The sequence below is a fragment of the Nonomuraea sp. 3N208 genome, from assembly GCF_052245935.1.
Classification (GTDB): domain Bacteria; phylum Actinomycetota; class Actinomycetes; order Streptosporangiales; family Streptosporangiaceae; genus Nonomuraea.
This window is the reverse complement of record NZ_JBQQBR010000046.1, coordinates 65,868-92,183: the sequence shown is the minus strand read 5'-3', so window position 1 is coordinate 92,183 and position 26,316 is coordinate 65,868. Positions and strand designations below refer to the sequence as shown.

The following is a 26,316-nucleotide window of genomic DNA, read 5'->3' as shown; positions in this document are numbered from 1 at the left end:
GAGCGCGCGGGCGTTCAGCCGCTGTCCGTCGAGGACGGGCTGGCCCTGTTCGACACCGCTGTATCGTCCGACCGGGCCGTGCTGATCCCCGCACGATTCGCTCAGACACGGACCAAGGTTCGCCGCGGCCGCCCCATTCAGGGGCTGGCGGAACGGCTCGCCGTGATGGACCAGGACCAGCGGCAGGCCGCGCTGTCCGACCTGGTCAAGGGCCAGGTGGCCGCCGTGCTCGGGTTCGCCGACGAGTCGGCGATCGAGTCGCGGCGCCTCTTCCAGGACCTCGGCTTCGACTCCCTGACCGCGGTCGAGCTCCGCAACCAGCTCAACGCGGCCACCGGGCTGCGGCTCCCGGCCACGCTCATCTTCGACTACCCGACTCCCCACGACCTGACGCGTTTCGTACTGGAGCAGCTCTTCCCGGCCGCCGCGGCCGCGGCGGCCGACGTGTCCCGCAGCGACACCGAGGTACGCCGGCTCCTGACCACCATCCCGATCTCCCGGCTGCGTGCGGCCGGGCTGCTGGAAAGCCTGTTCAGCCTGGCCGCCCCGGACGAGGACGGAGAGATGAACGGCAGGACCGAGGAGATCGACACCATGGACACCGACCTCCTGATTCAGCTCGCCCTCGAGGGCGGGAGTTCCTAGGCAGAACGCCGATCAAAGGAATGATTATGACCCTGGTAACCACTTGGACGACGCTCAACGAATCCGACTCGGCGGACCTGGTGCTCTGCGTGGACTTCACCGAGACCGGCCGGGCGGAGGCCGGCTTCCCCGATCTGGTGCGGAATCTGAACTACGACGCGACTTTCTGGCACGTGCACCCGCCCGCCGTGGCGCCCGGCTCCGACGTTGACGGAGCCGCCTATGTCCGTTCCTGGATCGAGCCCATCAAGGAGAGCGGTCGCAAGGTGCACGCGGTCATGGGCTACTGCGTGGGCGCCGTGTACGCGGCCGAGCTGGTCGACCTGCTGGCCGAGCTGCAGGGCAAGGCGCCCAAGCTCATCGTGTTCGACCCGGAGCCCACGAGTCTGGAGAACGTCTATTTCCAGTTCGGCAAGGTCTTCGGAATCCTCTCCTCGATTCTCAGCGAGGAGGACGTAACCCAGACGCGGGAGACCATGGACCGGCTGCTGCAGGTCGAGGGGATCACGGTGGAGGGCTACGCGGCCCAGCTGTACGCGGCCTTCCGCGATGTCGGCCACAACGCGTTCGAAAGGGCCGGTTTCGACGTCGAGTACTCCGAGGAGATGTGGGAGACGCTGGGCGCCTTCCTGTCCTTCCTGACCTACGCCGACCACCTGGACCCCTGGGAGGGCTGGCGGAGCGCCGCCGCGGTGACCTCCTCCAATCCGCGCAACGGCCTCAACCGCATGCGCGAAGCCGGACGCGACAACGTGGTCGCCGAAGAGCTCACGTTCACCGAGGGTCACGACGTGCTGCTCACGTCCGGCGATGTCGCACGGGCCGTCACCAAGCTGCTGGAGAGATGATCATGGAGCAAGTGCTGAGCCAGCGCGCCACCCGCAAGGAACAGGCGCTGTGGATGCTGGAGGAGTTCGTCCCCGGTACGGGGGTCAACAACCTGGGCGTGGCGTTCAGCGTGGCGGGCCGGGCGAGCCGTCCCCTCATGCTGGAGGCGATCAACCGCCTGATGTGCCGCCACGAGATCCTGCGTACGGTCTTCCGCATCGACACCGACGGGATGACGCGTGAGATCGTGCCGCCCGAGGAGGCCGGGCTGCGGTTCGAGGAAGGCGGCCCGGGCGCCGGGCGGGAGTGGCTGACGGAGTTCGTCGCGCGGCCGTTCCAGCCGGACGGCGGGGTGCTGGTCCGCGCCGCCGTCCTGGAGGAGGAGGCGGGCGAGGTCTACTGCCTGGCCATCCACCACGCGATCTTCGACGGCCTGTCGTCGGCGCTGCTGATGAACGAGCTCGTCGCGCTCTACAACGCCCTGACGTCGGGCGAGTCGCCGCCCCAGGACGTCGTACCGGCGTGGGAGGAGCCGGAGCCCGCGCCCGTCAGCGGCGAGTTCTGGCGCGAGAAGCTGGACGGATTCCACGCCGGCGACCTGGACTTGTGGTGCGAGCAGCCGGAGGCGTCGCAGACCTCCCTCGTGGGCGATGTGATCAACTGGGAGCTGTCGCCCGCCGCCCGCAACGCGGCCCGGCAGATGCAGCGCGACCTGCGGGCACCCGAGTCGGTCGTCCTCCTGGCCGCCTACGGCGTGCTGCTCGCCGCTCACGGCGCGGGCCCCGACCTCACCGTCGGCTCGCCGGTCAGCGTCCGGACGCCCGAGGCCGCCACGCGCATCGGCTACCACATCAACGTGCTCACGCTGCGTACGCGGGTGCACTGGGCGAACAGCTTCCGCACGTACGCGCGGGTCGTCCGGCGCACGTTCATGGAGGCCATGTCGCACGCCGACTATCCGGTCGACGACCTCCTGGAGATCGTGCCCCGTGACGGCTGGCGCAACAACCTGTTCCGGCACACCTTCAACTACGTCCCCGCCGACCTCACCTCCACGTTCACGCTGGGCGGCCTGAGCGCCGAGCAGCTGGTGATCGAGAACGGTTTCAGTAAGTTCGACCTGGAGTTCTTCGTCACGTCCACTCAGGACGCCATCAAGATCAGGACCGCGTTCTGCCTGGACGTGTTCGACCGGGCCGACGTGGAGCTGATGCTGGCCCGCTTCGACGAACTGCTCGTCACGCTCGCGGAGGAATCCGACACGCCGCTCTCGGACGTCCTCGTCTGGTGCTACCGGGACCGGGCGGCCATCGAGATGGCCAACGCCACGGAACGCACCGTGACGCCCGCGACCGTGCTGGAGCGGATCGCCCGCCGGGTCTCGGCCGCGCCCCAGGAAGACGGCGATCTCCCACAGGACGGCGGCGCGGTGCTCGACGGCGAGCGCCGCGTCGGCCTGCGCAGGCTGTGGGCCGCCGCCGAGGCCACCCGCGACGTTCTGGAGGCCGCCGGCGTTAGCAGGGGCGACGTCGTCGCGCTGCTCGCGCGGCGCGGTCCCGAGCTGGCCGCGGCGGCGCTCGGCGTGTGGCTCGCCGGGGCGGCGTACCTGCCGCTCGAACCCGACCACCCCCAGCAGCGCCTCGACTACCAGCTCGACGACGCGCGCGCCGCCGTGGTCCTCGCGGGCGAGGGGATCACCGTCTCCGGCGACCGCACGGTGCTGCCGCTCGTGCCCGTCGACTCGGTGACGCCGATCACCGGGACGGTCGCGCCGTTCACCGTCAGGCCGGAGGACTGCGCGTACCTGATCTACACCAGCGGCTCCACCGGGCTCCCAAAGGGGACCCTGATCGACCACTTCAGCCTGGCCAACCTGATCGCGCACTTCGCGCACCAGCTGGCGGTGGGCCCGCAGGACACCGTGCTGTGGCTGACCACGTTCAGCTTCGACATCTCCATGCTGGAGCTGTTCATGCCCCTGGCGACGGGCGCGCGGCTGGCCGTCGCGCCGGACGACGCGCGCACTCAGGGCGAGCCGCTCGCCGAGGCCCTGCGACGGTACGACGTCACCGTCGCTCAGGCCACCCCGACCACCTGGCGCATGGTCATCGACCAGGTCGCGGACCTGCTGGCCGGCCGCCGCGTGCTCTGCGGCGGTGAGCCGATGCCGCCCGTCCTGGCCAAGCGGCTGACCGCGACCGGGTGCGAGCTCTACAACGTGTACGGCCCCACGGAGACCACGATCTGGTCCACCGCCGGCCGGATCGACCCCGCCGCGGACCGCGTGGACGTGGGCGTGCCGATCGCCAACACCAAGGTGTACGTGTCCGCCCCCGACGGCCGCCCGCTGCCGGTCGGGGTCCGCGGCGAGCTGTGCATCGCCGGCGACGGGGTGGCCATCGGCTACCACGACCGTCCGGAGCTGACCGCGGAGCGGTTCGGCGAGCACCCCCTGTACGGCCGGTTCTACCGTACGGGCGACCTCGCGCAGTGGACGTCCGACGGCAAGCTGGAGATCCTCGGCAGGCTCGACCGCCAGATCAAGCTACGCGGCAACCGGATCGAGCTCGCCGAGGTCGAGAACGTGCTGCTGACCCACCCGGACGTTCGGGCCGCCGCGGTCGTGGTCGTCGGCGACCCCAGCGCCGACGCGGTCCTGTGGGCGTTCGTGGTGGCGCCGGAACGGCCCGAGGTCACCGTGGAGCTGTGGGAGCACGCGAGTGCGTCACTCCCGTACTCCGCGACCCCGCAGGAGTACGTGACCATCGACGCCTTCCCGATGACCGGCAACGACAAGGTCGACTACCCCGCACTCCGCCGCCTGGCTCTGGAGCTGCGCGACGCCCAGGCCGGCGTCGAGGAGGCCGACATCCCGGCCGAGAGCGGGGACGCCCTGGTCGACTCCCTGGTGGCGCTGTGGAAGGCCATGCTCAGCCGCAACGATCTCGGCCCGGCCAGCAACTTCTTCGCGCTCGGCGGGCACTCGCTGCTGGCGGTCAAGCTGCTGCAGGAGATCAAGCGGGAGACCAAGATCCGGCTCAAGCTCAAGGACATCTTCGAGGAGCCGACCCCGGCCGGGCTCGCCCGGAGGCTGCAGGCGGCCCTCGACAACGCCTGACAAGGGAGCGGAGCTCCCAAGCCAACAGGTCCGCGGCCGGGTCCCACCCGGCCGCGGAAGCGACGTGAGTCTGCGGCAGCAGTGGAGAGGCGGGTTCTTTTCGTGTTGGACAAAGTCGACGAAGTCTCGTTCGTGCCATCCCGGCGTTCCGGCCGCCCCGCCGCCTCGCCACCGACGCTCGACTCGATGCGCGCGGACATCGCGGGCCAGCTCGATCTCGACCCCGCCGCGGTCACGGACGACGCCGACCTGATCAGCCTCGGCCTGGACTCGCTGCGTGCCATGAGACTGGCCGGACGGTGGCGCCGCGCGGGAGCCCGCATCGTGTTCGCCGAGCTGGCGACGGAGTTCACGCTCGCGGCCTGGTGGTCGCTGGTCCGCTCGCGGCTGTCCGGCGCCGACGTACCCACGGAGCCGGAGCCGGCCGTGGACGAGGCGGCGCCGTTCCCGCTCACCCCGGTCCAGCTGGCCTACTGGATCGGGCGGGGCGACGGACAGGTCATCGGGGGCGTAGGCTGCCACGCCTACCTGGAGTTCGACGGCCCGGGCATCGACCCCGCCAAGCTGGAGCAGGCCGTCCGCGCGCTGATCGAGCGGCACGGCATGCTGCGCGCGATCTTCCACGACGACGGCACCCAGCAGATCATGGACACCAGCCCCTGGCCGGGCCTGACCGTCCACGACCTGTCGGAGCTCGGCGAGGACGCCGCCTCGAGCCTCAGGGAACGGCTCTCGCACCGCCGCTTCGACGCCTCCAAGGGCGAGGTGTTCGACGTTCAGCTGTCGCTGCTGCCCGGCGGGCGCACAAGGGTGCATTTCGAGGTGGACTTCCTGGTCGCCGATGTGCTCGGCCTGCAGATCCTGCTGAAGGATCTGGCCCAGCTCTACCTCGGCCGGCCGCTTCCCAGCCTGTCCTACTCGTTCCCCCGCTACTTGGCCGCCCGCCAGGCCGAACGCGCGGCGCGGCGCGCCCGTGACCAGGAGTACTGGCGCGCCAGGCTGGACGAGCTGCCCGGCGCGCTCCAGCTGCCCCTCGCCGTGGAACCTGGCCGGATCACCCGGCCCAGGTTCGTCCGCCGCGAGCGGTGGCTGCCCGTGGACTCGTGGCGGCGCATCCAGGAGCGGGCACGCGCGTACGGGCTGACTCCGGCGATGGTGCTGGCCGCCGCCTACAGCGAGGTGCTCGCGGCCTGGAGCGGCGAGTCGCGCTTCCTGCTCAACCTGCCGCTGTTCGACCGGGACGACACCGTCCATCCCGACGTGGCCCACCTGGTCGCCGACTTCACCAACCTGATCCTGCTGGCCGCCGACCTGTCGGAGCAGCAGCCGTTCGCCGACCGCGCCCGCGCCCTGCAGGCCCGCTTCCGCGCCGACGCCCGGCACACCGGATATTCCGGCGTCGACGTGCTGCGGGACCTCGCCCGCAACGGGGAGCACACTGGAGCTCCAGTGGTGTTCGCCTGCAACCTGGGCACCGACCTGATCGCCCCCGAGGTACGCGAGGCCTTCGGCGCGCCCGGGTGGATGATCACGCAGACCCCGCAGGTCTGGCTCGACCACCAGATCAACGAGTACGACCAGGGGCTCCATCTGGCTTGGGACGCGGTGGAGGAGCTGTTCGCGCCCGGGGTGCTGGACGCGATGTTCGAGGTGTACGGGGGGTTGTTGGAGTGGCTGGCGGAGGGGGACTGGTCGGTCGCCGCTCCGGTGCGGCTGCCTGACAGCCAGGCGGTGGTGCGTGGGCGGGTGAACGATACGCGAGGGCCGTTGCCGGAGGGAGTGCTTCACGAGGGGTTCTTCGCGTGGGCGGGGCGTGAGCCGGGTCGTGTGGCGTTGATCGCCGGTGATCGCATGGTGTCGTATGGGGAGCTCGCGGATCAGGCGCTTGAGGTGGCGGGCTGTCTGGAGATTGCGCCTGGTGATGCGGTGGGTGTGGTGTTGCCCAAGGGGCCGGATCAGATCGCCGCTGTGCTGGGGATCTTGGCGGCCGGGGGTGTGTATGTCCCGGTCGGGGTGGATCAACCGGCTGCCCGGCGTGAGCGCATTCTGTTGCGGGCCGGTGTCCGGCAGGTGCTGACGGAGCTGCCGAGGGCGGGGCGGCCGTTGGCGGGGCCGGTGGCGGTGTCGCCGGATATGTCGGCTTATGTGATCTTCACGTCGGGTTCGACCGGGGAGCCGAAGGGTGTGGAGGTCTGTCATGGGGCGGCGCTGAACACGGTCGTGGACATCAACGAGCGTTTCGGGATCGGCCCGGATGATCGGGTGCTGGCGGTCTCGGCGCTGGATTTCGATCTGTCGGTGTTCGACATCTTCGGGCTGTTGTCGGTGGGTGGCGCGCTGGTGTTGCCCGAGGAAGGCGAGCGGCGTGACGCCCAGCGTTGGGCGGAGTTGTGTGCGGCGCATGGGGTGACGGTCTGGAACAGTGTGCCGACGCTGCTGGACATGCTGTTGACCGTGGCGGAGCCGCCGTTGCGTCTGGCGTTGGTGTCGGGCGATTGGGTGGGCCTGGATTTGCGGGCCCGGTTGTCGGGGCGGCTGGTGGCGTTGGGTGGTGCGACGGAGGCGGCGATCTGGTCCAACGCCTTCGAAGTAGATCGCGTGCCCTCACACTGGACGTCCATCCCCTACGGTTTCCCTCTGCGTAACCAGCGCTACCGGGTGGTGGACGGGCGAGGAAGGGACTGCCCGGACTGGGTTCCGGGGGAGTTGTGGATCGGCGGTGCCGGGGTCGCCAAGGGCTACCGGGGCGATCCGGAGACCACGGCGGCGAAGTTCGTCGATGGCTGGTATCGCACCGGCGATCTGGGCCGCTACTGGCCGGACGGCACGCTGGAGTTCCTGGGCCGGGCCGACCACCAGGTCAAGATCCGGGGTCACCGCATCGAACTGGGCGAGATCGAGGCCGCACTCGAGGCCCACCCCCATGTCACCCGGGCAGTCGCCCTGGCAGTCGGCGACCGGCGGCAACGCAGGCTGGCCGCCTTCGTCACCCCGCACGACGTGGACCTGGACAAACTACGGTCCTTCCTGGCCGACCGCCTGCCCGGCTACGCGATCCCACCCACGATCACCACCCTGGACCACCTGCCCCTCACCGCCAACGGCAAGATCGACAGAAGCGCGCTCGCCGCCCTCGTCGCCGACATCCCGGAAAGCACCGCACACGAGCCGCCCATCGGCACGGCCGAGACCGTGCTCGCCACCATCTGGGCCGACCTGCTCGACCTCCCGGCCGTACAACGCACGGACAACTTCTTCACCCTCGGCGGCGACTCCCTGCTCGCCACCCGCATGATCGCCCGGCTACGCGCGGAAGGCGTTTCCGACGCCAAGCTCAGCCTGCTGTTCCAGACGCCGGTGCTGGCCGACTTCGCGGCCACCTTCACCGTTGGACAGGCGGCCCCGCCCGCCCCTGCGCTGACGCCGGACATCGAGCACCGGCATGACCCGTTCCCGCCCACGGAGGTGCAGCGGGCCTACTGGCTCGGCCGGGCCGAGCACTTCACGCTGGGCGGCGTCGGCTGCCACTTCTACACCGAGTTCGACGGCGACATCGACCTCGACCGGCTGGAAACGGCCTGGAACCTGCTGATCAAGCGCCACGAGATGCTGCGCGCGGTCTTCGACCCCGACGGGCTCCAGCGCATCCTGCCCGAGGTCCCGCGCTTCACCATCGCCGCCGCCGACAGCGTCGAGCAGTTGCGTGAGCAGATGTCGCACCAAGTGCTCGACGTGTCCACCTGGCCGCTGTTCGACGCGCGGGCCGTCCGCCACGACGGCCGCGTACGGCTCGGCATCAGCTTCGACAACATCATCGTCGACGCGCTGAGCATGATGATCTTCCTTGCCGAACTCGACCAGCTCTACCACGACCCCACCACCGTCCTCCCTCCGATCGAGGTGTCGTTCCGCGACTACGTGCTCGCGCAGAACCCCGATCCCGCCGTCTTCGAAACCGCACAGGCCTACTGGGCCGACAGGCTGCCCGAGCTGCCGCCCGCCCCCCAGTTGCCGCTCCGTGTCGACCCCGCCATGATCGGCCGGCCGCGGTTCGCCCGCCGCGAGCTCCGGCTGCCCGCCGAACGGTGGCGCGCCATCACCGAGGTGGCCCGGCAGTACGAGCTGACCCCCGCCACGGTGCTGGCGAGCGCCTTCGGTGAGGTCCTGAGCAGGTGGAGCGCCCAGGAGGCGCTGACGCTCAACCTCACGCTGTTCGACCGGCGCGAGGTCCATCCCGACATCCACCGCGTGCTCGGCGACTTCACCTCGCTCCTGCTCGTCGGCTACCGCCCGGGCGGCACCTGGCTGGACAGCGCGCGCCGGCTGCAGGGAGAGGTGTGGAACGGCCTGGAGCACGGCGAGGTCTCGGCGGTCTGGGTGATGCGCGAGCTGGCCAGGCGGTCGGCCGCGATCGAGATGACCATGCCGGTGGTGTTCACCAGCACGCTCGGCGTCACCGGCGAGGGCGCGTACAGCCTCTCGTTCGCCGAACCCGTCTGGGGCGTGTCACAGACCCCGCAGGTCTGGCTGGACAGTCAGGTGGGGGAGGTGGACGGCGAACTCCTGGTCCGGTGGGACGCGGTGGAGGAGCTGTTCGCGCCCGGGGTGCTGGACGCGATGTTCGAGGCGTACGAGCGGTTGCTGGACTGGCTGGCCCTGGGGCACTGGGCGGCTGCTCCTCCGGTCCCACTGCCGTCCGGTCAGGCGGTGGTGCGTGGGCGGGTGAACGATACGCGAGGGCCGTTGCCGGAGGGAGTGCTTCACGAGGGGTTCTTCGCGTGGGCGGGGCGTGAGCCGGGTCGTGTGGCGTTGATCGCCGGTGATCGCATGGTGTCGTATGGGGAGCTCGCGGATCAGGCGCTTGAGGTGGCGGGCTGTCTGGAGATTGCGCCTGGTGATGCGGTGGGTGTGGTGTTGCCCAAGGGGCCGGATCAGATCGCCGCTGTGCTGGGGATCTTGGCGGCCGGGGGTGTGTATGTCCCGGTCGGGGTGGATCAACCGGCTGCCCGGCGTGAGCGCATTCTGTTGCGGGCCGGTGTCCGGCAGGTGCTGACGGAGCTGCCGAGGGCGGGGCGGCCGTTGGCGGGGCCGGTGGCGGTGTCGCCGGATATGTCGGCTTATGTGATCTTCACGTCGGGTTCGACCGGGGAGCCGAAGGGTGTGGAGGTCTGTCATGGGGCGGCGCTGAACACGGTCGTGGACATCAACGAGCGTTTCGGGATCGGCCCGGATGATCGGGTGCTGGCGGTCTCGGCGCTGGATTTCGATCTGTCGGTGTTCGACATCTTCGGGCTGTTGTCGGTGGGTGGCGCGCTGGTGTTGCCCGAGGAAGGCGAGCGGCGTGACGCCCAGCGTTGGGCGGAGTTGTGTGCGGCGCATGGGGTGACGGTCTGGAACAGTGTGCCGACGCTGCTGGACATGCTGTTGACCGTGGCGGAGCCGCCGTTGCGTCTGGCGTTGGTGTCGGGCGATTGGGTGGGCCTGGATTTGCGGGCCCGGTTGTCGGGGCGGCTGGTGGCGTTGGGTGGTGCGACGGAGGCGGCGATCTGGTCCAACGCCTTCGAAGTAGATCGCGTGCCCTCACACTGGACGTCCATCCCCTACGGTTTCCCTCTGCGTAACCAGCGCTACCGGGTGGTGGACGGGCGAGGAAGGGACTGCCCGGACTGGGTTCCGGGGGAGTTGTGGATCGGCGGTGCCGGGGTCGCCAAGGGCTACCGGGGCGATCCGGAGACCACGGCGGCGAAGTTCGTCGATGGCTGGTATCGCACCGGCGATCTGGGCCGCTACTGGCCGGACGGCACGCTGGAGTTCCTGGGCCGGGCCGACCACCAGGTCAAGATCCGGGGTCACCGCATCGAACTGGGCGAGATCGAGGCCGCACTCGAGGCCCACCCCCATGTCACCCGGGCAGTCGCCCTGGCAGTCGGCGACCGGCGGCAACGCAGGCTGGCCGCCTTCGTCACCCCGCACGACGTGGACCTGGACAAACTACGGTCCTTCCTGGCCGACCGCCTGCCCGGCTACGCGATCCCACCCACGATCACCACCCTGGACCACCTGCCCCTCACCGCCAACGGCAAGATCGACAGAAGCGCACTGGCCGCACAACCGGACCCGTTGCCGGACGACGACGACCCCCCACGCCCAGGCCTGGAACAACAACTCGCCGACCTCTGGGCCGAACTCCTGGAGATCCCGCCCCCGGGCCGCGGCCAGAGCTTCTTCGCTTTGGGCGGCGACTCCTTGCTCGCCACCCGCTTCGCCGAGCTGGCCCGGCGGCGGCTCGGCGTCGAGCTGTCGCTGCGCCGCTTCTTCACCACCCCCACCATCGCGGACTGCGCCGAGGCGATCGGCCTGACGGAGGAAGGCGTGCTATGACCCAGGCACCAGCCGTACGAGAGCTGATCGCCGACATGGAGGCGGCAGGCATCCGGCTGTGGGAGGACGACGGCAGCCTCCGCTTCCGCGCGCCCAGCGGAGCCCTGACCGAGGAACGGCGCGCGGCACTGGTCGGCGCCAAGCCTGAGATCATCGCGCACCTGCGCCGCGAGTCCGCGGCCGAGACCGTGCGCCCGGACCCCGCCCGCCGCCTCGACCCGTTCCCGCTGACCGACGTCCAGCAGGCCTACCTGCTCGGCCGCAACGACGCCTTCGGCTACGGAGGGGTCGCCTGCCACGGCTACGTCGAGGTCGCCTTCCCCAGACTCGACCCGGAGCGGGTCCAAGCCGCCTGGCGCACCCTGATCGGCCGCCACGACATGCTCCGCGCCGTGATCCATCCCGACGGCCACCAAGAGGTGCTGGCCGAGGTCCCCGGCTACGAGGTACACGTGGCCGACCTCCGCGGCGCCGACCCGGAGGAGCGGCTCGCCGCCATCCGCGAGGAGATGGCGCACACGGTCTACCCGGCGGGCGCCTGGCCGCTGTTCGAGCTGCGGATCTCCCGCACCGACCGGGGCGCGCTCCTGCACGCCTCGATCGACCTGCTGATCGCCGACTACGTCAGCATCCAGCTCCTGCTCGCCGAGCTGCATCTGCTGCACGACGACCCCGGCGCGGACCTGCCGCCGGTACCGGTGAGCTTCCGTGACTGCGTGCTGGCCCTGCGCGCGCAGCGCGAGAGCGGCCGGTACGACCGGGACCGCGCCTACTGGCAGGCACGGATGGACGACCTGCCGCCCGCGCCCGAGCTGCCCGCGCTCGGCCAGGACGCGGACCCGCGGTTCGAACGCTGGGAGAGCAGGGTGGAGCCGGAGGAGTGGGCGCGGCTGCGGGAACGGGCCGCCGCGGCCGGCACCACGCCGTCGCAGGCCGTGCTGGCCGCCTACGCCGAGGTCATCGGGCGGTGGAGCCGCAGGCCGAGGTTCACGCTCAACCTGACGCTGCTCGACCGTCCGCCGCTGCACCCCCAGATCGACCGGGTCGTGGGCGACTTCACCACGCTCAACCTGCTCGCCGTCGACACCACGCCGGCCGCCCCCTTCGCCGACCGCGCCCGCGCCATCGGCAGGCAGCTCTTCGCCGACATGGAGCACCGCCGCCACGGCGGCGTCGAGGTCATCCGCGAGCTGGCCCGCCGGCGCGGCCGCGACGCCGCGCTGATGCCGGTGGTGTTCACCAGCGCCGTCGGCCTCGGCCAGGACGACGCCGAGCACGGGACGCCCGAGTACGGCATCAGCCAGACGCCCCAGGTGTGGATCGACTGCCAGATCAAGGAACACCGCGGCGCGCTGCTGGTCAACTGGGACGTGCGCGCGGGAGTGTTCCCCGATGGGCTCGTGGACGACATGTTCGCCGCCTTCACTGCGCTCCTGCGTGACCTGACCGTCGGCGAGACGTGGGCGTCGGCGTCTCCCGTCCCGCTTCCCGGCCCGCAGGCGCGCCGCCGGGCCCTGGTCAACGCCACCGCCGCGCCGCTCCCCGACGGGTTGCTGCACGACGAGGTGGTGGCCCAGGCCCGCCGCGCGCCGGAACGCACTGCCGTCATCAGCGAAGCAGGCGCGATCACGTACGGCGAACTGCTGGACCGCGCGATGGCGGTGGCGCACGCGCTGCACGAGGCGGGGCACACGCCGGGCGAGATCGTCGCCGTGGTCATGGACAAGGGCGTCGAACAGGTCGTGGCCGTGCTCGGCACGCTGCTGGCCGGCGGCGCGTACCTCCCCGTGGACACCGGGCAGCCGCCGGCGCGGCGCGACCACATCCTCGCCGACGCCTCGGCCCGCCTGGTCCTCACGCAGTCCTGGCGCGCCGAGGACGGCTGGATCGCGGTCGACACGCTCCCACCGGCAGCGCAGGTCCCATCGGCCCTGCGGCATCCCGACGACCTGGCGTACGTCATCTACACCTCGGGCTCGACCGGCGTGCCCAAAGGCGTGATGATCTCCCACCGGGCCGCCCGCAACACCATCGACGACATCAACGCCCGCTTCGAGATCGGCGCGGATGACCGCGTGCTCGGACTGGCCAACCTCGGATTCGACCTGTCGGTCTACGACGTCTTCGGAACGCTCGCCACCGGCGCCGCCCTCGTGCTGCCCGGCCCGGCCCGCAGGGGAGATCCCGCCCACTGGGCCGAGCTCGCCGCCGAGCACGGGGTCACGGTGTGGAACTCGGTGCCCGCGCAGCTCCAGATGCTCCAGCACTACCTGGACGCCGAGCCCCGGGCGGAGCTGACCGCGCTGCGGCTGGCGATGCTGTCGGGCGACTGGATCCCGGTGGCGCTGCCCGGCCAGATCCGCCGCCGGATCCCCGGGCTGGACGTGATCAGCCTGGGCGGGGCGACGGAGGCCGCGATCTGGTCCATCCACCACCGCGTCGAGGAACCGCTGCCCGGCTGGGTGAGCGTCCCGTACGGCACGCCGCTGGCCAACCAGACCTTCCATGTGCTCGACGCCGCCGGGCGGCCCTGCCCCGACTGGGTGCCGGGAGAGCTGCACATCGGCGGCGCCGGCGTGGCGATCGGCTACCTCGGCGACGCGGCCAAGACCGCCGAGCGCTTCGCCGAGCACGCCGGCGAACGCCTCTACCGCACCGGCGACCTCGGCCGCTACCGGCCCGGCGGCGTCATCGAGTTCCTCGGCAGGGAGGACTCGCAGGTCAAGATCCGCGGCCATCGGATCGAGCTGGCCGAGGTGGAGACCGCGCTGCAGGCGCACCCGGCGGTCGCGGCCGGCGCCGTGATCGTCGACGGCGACCGGGCGCTCGAACGCCGCCTCATCGGCTTCGCGCAGGCCGTGCAGAAGGAAGAAGACCAGGACGACGCGCCCGACGTCGCCGCCGCAGCCCAGGCGGCGGCCCGCGCGGCCATCAACGGCGTCGACCTGCCGCGCGTGGTGGCGGTCGCCGAGACTCTCGACGAGATCGCGCTCACCTCGATGGCGGCGGCGCTGCGTACGGGCGGGCTGTTCACCGGCGCGGACAGCGCACACGACCTGGCGGAGATGCTGGACACCGCGCGGGTCGCGCCCGGCCACCACCGGCTGATCCGGCGCTGGCTCACCGCGCTGCACGAGCGCGGGCTGCTCGACCGCGACGCCGCGGGCCGGTACCGGAACCTGCGCGGAAGCGCCGGCGTGGAGCGGCTCTGGGCGCGGGTCGAGAGCCTCGCCGACGGGCTCGACTACGGAGCCGAGCTGATCAGCTTCCTGCGGGTCAGCACCACGCACCTGCCCGAGCTGATGCGTGGCGAGCTCGACGCCCGCGCGCTGCTGTTCCCCGAGGGCGAGCTGGAGACCGCCGAAGGCGCGTACAAGGACAACGTCCTCAGCAGGTACGTCAACCGCATCGTGCGCGCCGTGCTGGGCCGCGTCGCCGAGCAGCACACCGGCGGGCCGCTCCGCGTCCTGGAGGCCGGCGCGGGCGTGGGCGGCACCAGCGCCGAGCTGATCCCCGAGCTGGCCGGACACCACGTCGACTACCTGTTCACCGACCTGTCGAAGTTCTTCCTCGACCAGGCGGCCGAACGCTTCGCCGGCCATCCGTGGGTGCGGTACGGCCTGTTCGACATCAACGCCGACTACCGCGCCCAGGGCTACGAGCCCAACTCCTTCGACGTCATCCTGTGCGCCAACGTCCTGCACAACTCCCACGACGCCGCCGCCGTGCTGGCCAGGTTCCGCGAGCTGCTCGCGCCCGGGGGCTGGCTGGTGTTCATCGAGACCACCCGCGAGCACGTGCAGATCATGAGCTCGATGGAGTTCCTGATGAACCCGCACGACTACGCCGACGTGCGGCAGGGCCGCGACCGTACGTTCGTCGCCCGGGAGGAGTGGCTCGACCTGCTGGAGGCGGCCGGCGCCCGCACCCTGGCCTGCCTGCCGGAGCCGGCCGATCCGCTGGCCTCGCTCGGGCAGTGCGTCTTCGCCGCCCGCTTCCCCGCCGACCGGGAACGCCTCGACCTCGCCGGGCTGCGGGCGTTCCTCGCCGAACGGCTGCCCGACTACATGATCCCGGCCCACGTCCAGGTGGTGGACCGGCTGCCGCTGACCGACAACGGCAAGATCGATCGGGCGGAACTGCGTTCCCTGCTGCCCCGTACGGCCGGCGAGAGCGTGGCGGCCGGCGAGGAACCGCGAGACGACCTCGAACGGCGGCTCGCCACGCTCTGGGCCGACCTTCTCGGCCTGCCGCGGATCGGCAGGGACCAGGACTTCTTCGCGCTGGGCGGCGACTCACTGCTGGTCACCCGGCTCGCCGGGCGGATCCGTGAGGACCTGCCCGAGGCACACGACCTCTACTGGGACAGCCTGGTCCGCCAGATCGTCAACCAGCCCACCGTCGCTGCGCTGGCCGCCCATCTCCGCCAGGCCCGCGACGACCGCGAACGCGGCCGGCCCGCCGCCCCCGCCGGCCCGCTGATCCGCCTGGCCGGCGGCGACGGCCCGGCGCGGGTGCTGCTCCACGACGGCACCGGCACCCTGACCCCCTACCGGGCGCTCGTACCGGAGCTGTCCGGCTCGCCGCTGCTCGGCCTGGCGATCAACGATGCCCAGCGCTACCTGGAGCTGGCGCCCGAGGAGGCGGTGGACGCGCTGGCCGGCTCCTACGCCCGGCTCCTGCTCCAGGAACGCGCGACCAGCTACCACGTCATCGGATACTGCATGGGCGGGCTGATCGCCACCGAGGTCGCCCGCCGGCTCACCGAGAGCGGCGCGGTCGTCGCCGAGCTCACCGTCATCAGCAGCGCACGCTTCCCGTACCGGATCGACGACCAGCTCATGCTGGAGTACGGCTTCGCCCAGGCCTGCGGCCTCGACCCGGCCCGGCTCGGCTACCCCGGCGAGGACCTGGCCAGAGCCCTGCACGCCGTTCTGGACTCGTCGCCCGGGCAGGTACGCGAAGGCAGCCTGGCCGCGCTCGCCGGCAGCGGCGACCACGGCCTGGCGGAGATCGGCCGCCGCTTCACCGCGCTGGCCGCCACCCCGCCGGTGCAACGGCTCGCGGCGCTCGCCAGCGGCCTCGGCCAGCCGGCCGAGCGGGTCGATCTCGCCTACCGGGTGTTCAAGCAGAGCTTTACCGCCGTCACCTGCTACGACCCCGAGCCGTACGCGGGGGACATCACGTTCCTGCGCCAGCGCGGCGTCACCAACCTCGTCCCGACCCTGCAGGACGACATGACCGGCTTCTGGCGCGACCTCTGCCTGGGCCTGCTCACCGTGCACGACATCGAGGGCGACCACTTCAGCTGCCTCGACCAGGCGCGCGCCCCAGGCGTGGCCGGCCTGATCACCGGGGTCCGCGCATGATCGGCATCCTCGGCGGTTACGGCGCGGTCGGCAGCACCACAGCCCGGCTGCTCACCGGCCGGGACGTCCGCGTCGGCGGCCGGGACGGCGCCGCGGCGCGCCGCTTCGTCCGCGACGCGCTGGGCGGGCAGGGCGAGGCCTGGCAGGTGGACGCCGACGACGCGGCCTCCCTGGCCCGGTTCTGCCGCGGCTGCCGCGTCATCGTCAACTGCGCGGGCCCTTCCTACCTGCTCCACGACCGAGTGGCCCGAGCCGCCCGAGCCGCGGGCGCCGACTACGTGGACGCGGCAGGCAACCCGGCCGCTTTCCCCGAACTGGGCCCTGGAGGGACGGCGACCGGTAACGGCGTTGCGGATGGATGGGTGGCGGTGGTGGAGGCGGGCATGTTGCCCGGGCTGACCGGCTTGCTGCCGCGTCATCTCGCCGCGCTCGCCGGCTCGGACAGCGGGCCGCTCCGGCTCGACGTCTACACCGGCGGTCTGGACCGGCTGACCCCCGCGGCCGCGGGCGACATCATGCTCGTCGGTCAGGAGGAGCAAGGGGCCGCGCTGGCCGCGTGGCGCGGCGGCGGCAGGGTCGCCCGGGCCCTGACCCCCGCCCATGACGTCGAGCTGCCGTACTTCCCCGGACCTGTCACCGCCTACCCCTACCTGAGCGCCGAGGCGGAGCGGGTGGCCGGCGATCTCGGGCTGGCGGAGGCCCGCTGGTACAACGTCATCACCGGCGACCGCATCCTCGCCACCGCCGCCACCGCGGCCTCCTCCGCCAACCCCACCGGTGCCGCCGACCTCACCGGCGCCGCCGGCCTCGCCCGCGCCGCCGAGCTCGAGTTAGCCGGACGCACCCCGTACTACGTCCTGCTCTTCCAGCTCAGCAGCCCGCAGGGCACCCGGACGCTCGCACTGCGCACCGCCGACTCCTACGCGCTCACCGCCGCCGTCGTCGCCCACGCGACCACGGCCGTGCTGGAGGGCGGCATCCCACCGGGGGTTCACCACGCCGACGCCGTGCTCGACCCGGCGCGGATGCCGGCCGAACTGGACGCCGTGGCGGCGATCGAGATCACCGATGGGCTGGCGCCCATCGACCTGACGGCGCCGGCGTTCGAGGAGGGCGCGCTGTGAAGCGGGTCGTGGTGTGCGGGACCAAGTTCGGCCAGATCTACCTGTCGGCCCTGCGGGAGGGCCCCATGAAGCTGACCGGCATCCTCGCCCGCGGCGGCGCCCGCTCCGCCGCGTACGCCGAGCAGCATGGAGTGCCGCTGATCACCGACCCCGACCAGGTGCCCGAGCTCGCCGACCTGGCCTGCGTGGTCGTACGGTCCGGAGTCGTCGGCGGCGAGGGCACCGAACTCGCCACTGCCCTGCTCGCCCGCGGCGTGCACGTGCTGCAGGAACACCCCATGCACGCCGACGAACTCGCCCGCTGCCTGCGCACCGCACGCGCCGCGCCCGCCGTCCACCACGTGAACACCCTGTACGTCCACCTTGACCCAGTACGCGAGTTCATCGCCACCGCCCGCCGCCTGTTCGAGCTCCAGCAGCCGCTCTACGTCGACGCCGCCTGCAGCGTCCACGTCGCCTACGCCCTGTTCGACATCCTCGGTCGCGCCCTGGGCGCGCTGCGCCCGTGGACGTTCACCGCCACCGCGCCGGGCGCGCCCTTCACCTGCCTCACCGGCACGATCGGCGGTGTCCCCCTGACCCTCCGGGTGCAGAACCAGATCGCGCCCAACGACCCCGACGCCCACCTGCACCTGCTGCACCGCATCACCGTGGGCGCAGAAGGCGGCAGCCTCACCCTGGTCAACACCCACGGCCCGCTCGTCTGGAGCCCCCGCATGTACGTCGGCCGCGACGCCGACGACCGGTTCGCCACCGGCGCCGACCACCTGCGCCTGCCCAGCGCCACCACCATCGGCCCCGCCCAGGCGCCCACCTTCCACGACATCGTCACGAAGCTGTGGCCCCAGGGCGTCAGGCGGGCGCTGACCGAGCTGCGCCGCGCGGCCGAGGAAGGGCAGGACCCGCTGCGCCAGGGCCAGTACTACCTGACGCTCAGCCGCCTCTGGCTGTCCGCCACCGCCGCGATCGGCCGCCCCGAGCTGCTGGTCCAGACGGCGCCACAACCCCTCTCCGCCGCGGAGCTGTCATGAACTGGTTCCACTGCCACCAGCCCAGGCCGTACGCCGGGACACGGTTGTTCTGCTTCCCGCACGCCGGCGGCTCGGCGAGCTTCTACCGCGGCTGGCACCGGGACATGGCGCCCGCCATCGAGGTGCGCGCCGTGCAGTACCCGGGACGGGCCGACCGCCGCGCCGCCCCGCTCATCGACGACGCCCACCACCTGGCCAAGCTCATCACCGACGCGATGGCGCCCCTGCTCGATCGGCCGGTCGCGTTGTTCGGGCACAGCATGGGCGCGCTGCTCGCCTACGAGGTGGCATGCGAGCTGGAGGCCAGGGGCCGGGGCGTGACGCACCTGTTCGCCTCGGGCCGGCACGCGCCCCATGAGCACCGTGCCGGCGACACGTACGAGCGCTCCGACGACGAGCTGGTCGACGAGCTGGTCCGGCTCGGCGGCGTGGACCGGGAGCTCATGGCCGACCCTGAGATCCGGGAGCTGACCCTGCCCGCCGTACGCAACGACTACCGGGTGGACGAGACCTACCGGCACCGTCCGGGCGGCGTGCTCGCCTGCCCCGTCACCGTGCTGCTCGGAGCGGACGACCCCGAGGTGACCCCCGGACAGGCGGCCCGCTGGGGCGAGCTGACCAGGGACCGATGCGGCGTCCGGGTGCTGGACGGCGACCACTTCTATCTCGTGCCGCGGCAGGGCGAGGTCATCGCGGAGCTGTCCCGCGCCGTCGCCATGACGTGGCTGTCCACGCCCTGAGGAAGGAGAACGATGGAGCAGGAGCTCATGCGCATCCTCACCGGAGGATGGGTGGCGCAGGCCACCTTCGCCGCGGTCCGGCTCGGAGTGGCGGACACGCTCCACGGCCGCCGCCTGGCCCCCGAACAGATCGCCGAAGAGGTCGGCGCCGACCCCGGCGCCCTGCGCCGCCTGCTCCGCCTGCTGGCGGGGGTGGGCCTGGCTGACACCGACGACCACGAGAGATACGGGCTCACCCCGATGGGAGCGCAGCTGCGCCGCGAGGCGCTCGGACCGCTGGCCGCGCTCTATGGCGAGGACTACTTCGCCGCCGCCTGGGGCGGGCTGGCGCACGCCGTACGCACCGGCGAGCCGGCCTTCGAGCACGTCCACGGCAAGCCCGTATTCGCGCACCTGGCCGGCGACTACGACAAGGCGGCCGTCTTCAACGCGGGGATGGCGGCGGGCGCGTCGTTCTTCCGCCACGTGCCCGCCGCGTACGACTTCTCCGGCCCGCGCCGAGTGGTCGATCTGGGCGGCGGCACAGGCGCCCTGCTGGCCGCCGTCCTGCGCGAGAACCCGGAGGCCAGGGGCGTGCTGTTCGACGTTCCCGACGTGATCGCCGCCGCGCCCGCGCACCTGGAGCGGATGGGGGTGCTCGACAGATGCGAGCTGGCCGGCGGCGACCTGTTCGACTCCGTGCCCGAGGGCGGCGACGTCTACCTGCTGTCGCGCGTCCTGCACGACTGGGACGACGAACGCTGCGCCGTCCTGCTGACCAACTGCGCGAAGGCGATGGCGCCCGGGGCCGAGCTGCTGGTCATCGAGCGGGTCGTCGGACCGGACTCGTACCTGCCGCTCGCCTTCGACCTGCACATGATGGTGATGACCGGAGGGCGGGAACGCACCGAGACGGAGTACCGGGCGCTGATGGAGGAAGCGGAGCTGACCCCCGGCAGGCTGCTCGACCTGCCGCTCGGCATGCGTCTGCTCACCGCCACCCGCTGAGACCACATGCAGGAAGGCGCCGGGCTCCCCGCGAGCCCGGCGCCTTCATCGCGTTCGCGGTCAGCTCAGTACGAGCGCCGCCTCCGTGATCACCTCGACGCTGCCCGTGCTCCCGTCGACGCGGATCCGGTCACCGTCTCGCACCAGCATGGTGGCGTTCCTGGTCCCGACGACGGCGGGGATCCCCAGCTCACGCGCCACGATCGCGGCGTGCGACAGCGGCGCCCCCACGTCGGTGACGACCGCCGACGCCCGCGGGAACAGCAGCGTCCAGCCCACGTTCGTCACGGTCGTCACCAAGATCTCCCCCTCTCCCAGCCGGTCGCCCTCCGCCACGGACGCGAGCACTCTGGCGGTGCCCTCGACCACGCCGGCCGCGCCGGGGAAGCCGCTGATGGTCTGCGACGGTGGTGCCACCGTCGCCGCGGCGTCGTACACGTCGCCTCGGCGGTCGGGGTCGGCGGCCCACCGCTCGGGGTCGAACCGGCCGCGGATGATGCCGGGGTACGGCGGCAGCGACTTGTACAGCTCGTACGTCGCCCGCCGCCCGTCGACCCGCGTCAGCGGCCGGCGCGAGCCGCTCAGGACGTCCAGGATCTCCGAGATCGTCAGGAAGAACAGGTCGTCGCCGCGCCCGGTCACCTCCCCGGCGCGCACCACGAAGTCACGCACCATCCAGAAGCCGCGCATCATCTCCGACCTGGTCTCCTCGCGGGAGCGGACGATCGCCTCCCACCGGTCGACGTCGCGGCGGAACTTCGCGGCCTTCCTCGGGTAACGCTCGTGGAAGCGCCGCCAGGCGGCCCGGCCGGCCTCCTCCTGCCGCTCCAGCAGCTCCGCCGGATCGACCGTGAGGCCCGCGAGCTGCTCCTCCAGCCAGTCCGGGTTCTCCACGGGCCGGGCCGCGGAGACCTCGAACTCGTCCGGGCACCGGTGCCCGTACCGGCCGATGTACTCCTCGCGGGAGATCTCGCCCCGCTTGATCCGCGCCAGGCCGAGCAGCGGGCCGAGGCTCTCCAGCCTGCCGTCCCCTCCCTGGACCCCGGACATCAGCACGGTGGCGTCGGCCTCACCGACCAGCTTCGCCAGCCGGGCGCCGAGGTAGACGAGCGAGCCGGCGTCCTGGCGGGCGGCGGCGGCGAGCATGCGGTTGCACTCCGCGAACCTCGGCTCGACCTCGTCCTGCCACAGCGTCACCAGGTCGTTGCTGCCGGCGATCTTGGCGCGGAGCTCCTCGGTGATCGCGGGCGCGGTGGCGATGTACTCCGGGATCCGCGCGACGAGCTTCTGGATCTCGCGGCGTCCGCCCAGCATCGGCTTGGCCGCCTTGAGGGTCTGCCAGCGCGACATCGGCAGCAGCGGGGTCTCGACGCCCTCGGGCAGCTTGCCGTAGACCGGCAGCTGGGTGTCGCGGATCTTCTTGGACATGCCGAGCGACTTGCCGAGCGAGGCGGTCAGGCTCATGTTCATGTAGACGCGGCCGCCGATGTTCCCGCACATGGGGTGCCCGCCGAGGTCGCTGACGATCATGATTTCGGAGATGAACGCCTGCACGAGCGACCAGGTGCACGGCGTCATGACGCTGGGGATGGCCTCACCCAGGTTGCCGTTGCTCCACAGGTAGTCGCCCTTGAGCGAGTCGTTCCACACCTCGCGCTGGCCGGTGATCGGCCTGGCCTGCAGGATGTACGGACGACCGCGGTGCAGCGCCCATTCGACGTCCATCGGGCGCCCGTACAGCTCCTCGATGTCCATGCCCAGCTCGGCGAGCCCCACCGCCTGCGCCGTGGTGAGCACCGGCTCCTCGCGCTTGCCGGGCGGGACCGGCTCCTCGCGGGTGCCCTCGGCGGTGCGTACGGTCATGACGGTCTTGGCCGCGATCCGCTGGTCGATGACCATGCGGACGGCCCGGTCGATCGTGACCGTGTCCGGCGTGACCAGGCCGCCGACGACCGCCTCGCCCAGCCCCCACGCCGCGTTGATGGTCAGCCGGTCGCGGTCCTCGGTGAACATCACGCCGGCCGCGTCGGCGGGCACCAGCTCCTGGACGACGACCGCGATGGCCACCTCGTCCCGCGAGATGCCGTGGCGGTCGCGGTAGGCGATCGCCCGCTCGGTCCACAGCGAGGCCCAGCAGCGTTTGACCGCGTCCAGGACCTGGTCGGCGCCGCGGATGTTGAGATAGCTGTCCTGCTGCCCGGCGAACGACATCCCGGGGAGGTCCTCCGCGGTCGCCGACGACCGCACGGCCACCGCCGGGTTCCCGCCCAGCCCCTCATACGCGGCCCTGACGTCGGCGGCGATCTCCGCGGGCATCTCGTGGGCGGCGAACAACGCCTGGATCTCGCCCGCGTCCCCGGAGAGTATCGCCTTCCGAAGATCGTGACGGGCGACGAAGTCGCGGTAGGCACCGGTGGTGACGTGAAAACCCGCGGGCACCGGCAGGCCGGCCCGGGCCAGGCGGGCGAGGGACTCGCCCTTGCCACCGACGATCTCCAACTCGGCACCAGGGTCGGCCAGGGCAAGGGTGTTCATAGGCTCATCTCCAAAATTCAGCTGGGAAGAGAAACGGCCGCCTGTTCCACGGTATGAACCATGGAAATGGCGGCCCACCCCTAAACGCCCTTAATCAGCCCTCGGCCCCCGGCTTGAGCAGGCCGGTCTCATAAGCGGCGGCCACGGCGGCCGCGCGGTCCTTCACCTCGAGCTTGGCGAAAATATGCAGCAAATGCGTTTTCACGGTCGCTTCGGTGATGAACAGCCGCACGGCCACCTCGCGGTTGGTGGCGCCGCGGGAAATGAGCGAGAGCACCTCCAGCTCCCGGCGGCTGAGCGTCTGCTGCTGCGGCGCGCGGAGCTTGTGCGTCAGCACTCCCGCCACGGAAGGCGACAGCACGGTCTCGCCGCGGGCCGCCGCCTGCACGGCGCGGCGCAGCTCGGCCCGTGGAGTGTCCTTGAGCAGGTAGCCGGTCGCGCCCTCCTCGATCGCGGGCAGCACGTCGACGTCGTTGTCGAACGTGGTCAGCACGAGCACACGGACCTCGGGCATCTGCTCGCGCAGCCGGCGGATGAGCTCGGCGCCCTTCATCTTCGGCATGCGCAGGTCGGTGAGGACCACGTCCGGATTGGTGCGCTTGGCCACGGCCAGCGCCTCCGGCCCGTCGCCCGCCTCGCCCACCACCTCGAACTCGTCGCCGGTGAAGATCCCGCGCAGTCCGTCGCGTACGACAGGGTGGTCGTCCACGATGATCAGACGAATCGGCATATCTCACCCGGCGTTTCTGGGACGGCAAGCGGCTCGGTGTCGGCGGCCGGGATGGCGGGGACAGTGGCGGAAATGCCGGTGCCCTCGCCTGGAGCGGACTCCACCTGGAAGTCGCCGGCCAGCCTCGTCACGCGCTGCCGCATGGCGAGGAGCCCGAAACCGCCTGACTCCACGGTAGCGGGCGCGACGGAGGCATCCAGCGGCTCGGGGCTGAATCCGGCTCCGTCGTCCCGTACGTCAAGCACCACGACATCTTCCATGTACGACAGAGTGAGGGCAACTCGTCCGGCCGCCGCGTGCTTGGCGACGTTGGCCAGCGCCTCCTGCGCCACCCGCAGCAGGGTCACCTCCACCTCCGCGTGCAGCGGCAGGGCGTCACCGGTGACCGACAGCGTGGCGGGCACGCCGGTGGTCTGCGACCACCTGTCCGCGACGTCCCGCACGGCGGCGGGCAACTGGGCGTCGGCCAGTGGCGCCGGGCGCAACGCCTGGACCGATCGGCGGGCCTCGTTCAGGCTGTCCCTGGCCAAGGTGCGCACCGTGTCGAGGCGGGAACGCGCGGCCGCCAGGTCCTCGAGCGCCTCCTCGGCGGCCTCGACCTGGGTGACGATGGCGGTCAGCCCCTGTGCGATGGTGTCGTGGATCTCCCTGGCCATCCGCTGCCGCTCCCCGAGCACCCCGGCTTCCCTGGCCCGGCTCAGCAGCTGGGCCTGCAGGCTGGCGTTCTCCTCCGCGAGCGTGGCCAGCTTGGCGCTGGTCTCCCGGAGCTGCTCGATCATCGCCTTGCGGCTCTCGTTCTGGTCGGAGATGGTCTTGACGATCAGGCCCACTGCGGAGGCGATGAGCGCCGCGACCAGGAAGGAGTAGAGCATCTCGGTCACGCTCCGGCCGGCCTCGGGCCGCATCGAGACCAGTACCCCGGCGGTCGCGACCACGCCCGCGTACGCCCACCACCGGGGCAGCAGCGTGAAGGACTGGATGAACGCCGCGGGCCCGGTCACCGTGAACACCGAGTCGATGCTGACCAGCGCTCCGATGACGGCGAGCAGGACGACGAAGTAGACGACCGCCACCGCCGGCACACTGATCCACTCCGGGCGCGCGGCCACCATGAACCAGTGCCAGGCCACGGCGAACACCACCAGCGCCACCGTGTCCAGCCGCCAGTTCTGCAGCAGCGAGAACGCGGCGGGAAGCAGGATGAACAGGTAGGGCAGCACGGGCCAGACCCGGTCCCAGCGCGAAAAGTCGGGACCGGTGGAGACGACCACCGGTCCCGGCCCTTCGCGGTCGGCGTTGCTCACCACCGGAAGGCTTTAACGGCGACGCCGCCGGTGACGAGGCAGATCCCCAGCATGACGGCCATGCTCACGGGGGACAGGGCCTGACCCTCCCAGGCGGCGCGGATCGTCTCGACGGCAGGCGCCATGGGCGTCATCCCGCCGATGGACTTCATCGCGCCGCCCATGCTCTCGAACGGGATCACCGCGCCGGAGATGAAGACCATCGGGAAGAACAGGGCCAGCCCGAGCACGGTCGCGGTGCGGCCGGAGGGGACGACGGCGGCGAGCAGGAGGCCGATGCCGCTGAGGCTCAGCGCGGCCAGGAGCCACGCCACGACCACGGCGCCCACGCTGGCGGGAGACGACAGGCCGTAGCCGATGGCACCGACGGCGATGATCAGCGCCGTGCCGAGCACGGCCAGCAGCACGTGAGCGGCCAGCTGAGCGCCGAACAGCATGCCGGGCGAGGCGGGGGTGGCCCGCAGCCGCTTCAGCACCAGGCGCTCGCGATACTGGGCCAGCGTCGCCGGCAGGATGACCAGTGTGGCCATGCCGATGACGAAGATGGTCAGCATCGGCACGTTGGCGTCCACCGACGGCAGCCCGCCGGGAAGGGGCTTGCCCGTGCGCAGCTTGACCCAGAGCATGACCGTCGGGAAGGCCAGCGCGAAGAACGCCGACATCGGATCCCGCACGATCAGCTTGAGCTCGACCCCGATGACCTGCGTGATGCCTCTCATGCCGCCAGCCCTCCAGTCAGCGCGAAGTACGCGTCCTCCAGGTTTTCTGTGCGACCCTGGACGATCAGCTCGTCCGGGGTGCCCTGGATGATGACGCGGCCGTGGTCGATGATCGCCATGCGGTCGCACAGCGCCTTGGCCTCGTCCATGAAGTGGGTGACCAGCACGACGGTCGCCCCGCGGTCGCGGATCTCCCGGATCAGGCCCCAGGTCATGCGGCGGGCGGAGGGGTCCAGGCCGGTGGTGAGCTCGTCAAGGAACACGACCTCCGGGTTGCCGACCAGCGCCAGCGCGATGAACAGCCGCTGCTTCCAGCCGCCGGACAGGTTCCCGAACCTGGAGCGCTGCCGCTCGGTGAGCCCCCATTGGTCCATGACCACCCGCCAGTCGGCGGGCTTCTCGTAGAACGAGGCGTACATCTTCAGCGCCTCGCCCACCTTGATCGCGTCCGGCAGGGACGCCTCCTGCAGCTGTACGCCAAGGCGCGGCAGCAGCTCGCGCCGGTCCGTCTGCGGGTCCAGGCCGAGGACGCGCAGGACGCCGCCGTCACGCTGCCGCAGGCCGGCCATGCACTCGACGGTCGTGGTCTTGCCCGCGCCGTTGGGGCCGGCGATCCCGAAGATCTCGCCCCGCTCAACCTTCAGGGATACGCTCTCCAGAACCTGGCGGCCTCGGTAGCTCTTACTCATGCCCTCGATTTCGATGACTGTCATGTTTACAGAGTCCCCATGCGCCGCCTCTTACGACATCCCCCGATCGGTTGATAGGGGTCAACTCCTTGATTTCGGGGCCTACCTGCGACTCT

Annotated in this window: 14 protein-coding genes; 9 read left to right on the top strand and 5 right to left on the bottom strand. The window is 71.4% G+C overall.

Annotated features, from left to right (window positions below; genetic code table 11):
* The 9 genes from ACTWPT_RS48030 to ACTWPT_RS47990 all read left to right on the top strand — a co-directional run.
* On the top strand, nt 1-645 hold a 645-nt coding region (locus tag ACTWPT_RS48030), incomplete at its 5' end, for a beta-ketoacyl reductase (protein ID WP_443184242.1).
* Between the two features lie 26 nt (nt 646-671).
* Nucleotides 672-1,493, top strand: coding sequence for a hypothetical protein (locus ACTWPT_RS48025; RefSeq protein WP_443184241.1), 822 nt, complete (start codon nt 672-674; stop codon nt 1,491-1,493).
* 2 nt (nt 1,494-1,495) lie between these two features.
* A complete protein-coding gene (locus ACTWPT_RS48020; protein WP_443184240.1) occupies nt 1,496-4,591 on the top strand; it encodes a non-ribosomal peptide synthetase in 3,096 nt (1,031 codons plus the stop codon).
* A gap of 102 nt (nt 4,592-4,693) precedes the next feature.
* Nucleotides 4,694-10,972, top strand: coding sequence for an amino acid adenylation domain-containing protein (locus tag ACTWPT_RS48015; RefSeq protein WP_443184239.1), 6,279 nt, complete (start codon nt 4,694-4,696; stop codon nt 10,970-10,972).
* Nucleotides 10,969-16,341: an amino acid adenylation domain-containing protein gene (locus ACTWPT_RS48010; RefSeq protein WP_443184238.1), complete on the top strand. Its 5,373-nt coding sequence runs from the start codon at nt 10,969-10,971 to the stop codon at nt 16,339-16,341. Before ACTWPT_RS48015 ends, ACTWPT_RS48010 begins: the two co-directional genes overlap by 4 nt.
* Nucleotides 16,338-17,465 (top strand): saccharopine dehydrogenase NADP-binding domain-containing protein, encoded by a 1,128-nt coding sequence (locus ACTWPT_RS48005; protein WP_443184237.1) that lies wholly within the window; start codon nt 16,338-16,340, stop codon nt 17,463-17,465. The genes ACTWPT_RS48010 and ACTWPT_RS48005 overlap by 4 nt, the downstream gene beginning before the upstream one ends.
* Complete coding sequence (locus ACTWPT_RS48000) at nt 17,462-18,496, top strand: Gfo/Idh/MocA family oxidoreductase (protein WP_443184236.1); 1,035 nt, start codon at nt 17,462-17,464, stop codon at nt 18,494-18,496. The genes ACTWPT_RS48005 and ACTWPT_RS48000 overlap by 4 nt, the downstream gene beginning before the upstream one ends.
* Nucleotides 18,493-19,236 (top strand): thioesterase II family protein, encoded by a 744-nt coding sequence (locus ACTWPT_RS47995; RefSeq protein WP_443184235.1) that lies wholly within the window; start codon nt 18,493-18,495, stop codon nt 19,234-19,236. Before ACTWPT_RS48000 ends, ACTWPT_RS47995 begins: the two co-directional genes overlap by 4 nt.
* 12 nt (nt 19,237-19,248) lie before the next feature.
* A complete protein-coding gene (locus tag ACTWPT_RS47990; protein WP_443184234.1) occupies nt 19,249-20,223 on the top strand; it encodes a methyltransferase in 975 nt (324 codons plus the stop codon).
* Nucleotides 20,224-20,283: 60 nt separating this feature from the next.
* On the opposite strand, the gene ACTWPT_RS47985 is transcribed toward ACTWPT_RS47990, so the two are convergent.
* From ACTWPT_RS47985 to ACTWPT_RS47965, 5 genes are all read right to left on the bottom strand, one after another.
* Nucleotides 20,284-22,758, bottom strand: a complete 2,475-nt coding sequence (locus ACTWPT_RS47985) for a PEP/pyruvate-binding domain-containing protein (RefSeq protein WP_443184233.1) — start codon at nt 22,756-22,758, stop codon at nt 20,284-20,286.
* Between the two features lie 94 nt (nt 22,759-22,852).
* Complete coding sequence (locus ACTWPT_RS47980) at nt 22,853-23,488, bottom strand: response regulator (RefSeq protein WP_443184232.1); 636 nt, start codon at nt 23,486-23,488, stop codon at nt 22,853-22,855.
* Nucleotides 23,473-24,792 carry a sensor histidine kinase gene (locus tag ACTWPT_RS47975; RefSeq protein ID WP_443184231.1) on the bottom strand — a complete coding sequence of 440 codons (1,320 nt, stop codon included), beginning with the start codon at nt 24,790-24,792 and terminating at the stop codon, nt 23,473-23,475. Before ACTWPT_RS47975 ends, ACTWPT_RS47980 begins: the two co-directional genes overlap by 16 nt.
* On the bottom strand, nt 24,789-25,511 hold the full coding sequence (locus tag ACTWPT_RS47970; protein ID WP_443184230.1) for an ABC transporter permease: 723 nt from the start codon (nt 25,509-25,511) through the stop codon (nt 24,789-24,791). Before ACTWPT_RS47970 ends, ACTWPT_RS47975 begins: the two co-directional genes overlap by 4 nt.
* Nucleotides 25,508-26,224: an ABC transporter ATP-binding protein gene (locus tag ACTWPT_RS47965; RefSeq protein WP_443184229.1), complete on the bottom strand. Its 717-nt coding sequence runs from the start codon at nt 26,222-26,224 to the stop codon at nt 25,508-25,510. Before ACTWPT_RS47965 ends, ACTWPT_RS47970 begins: the two co-directional genes overlap by 4 nt.
* Nucleotides 26,225-26,316: the final 92 nt, after the last annotated feature.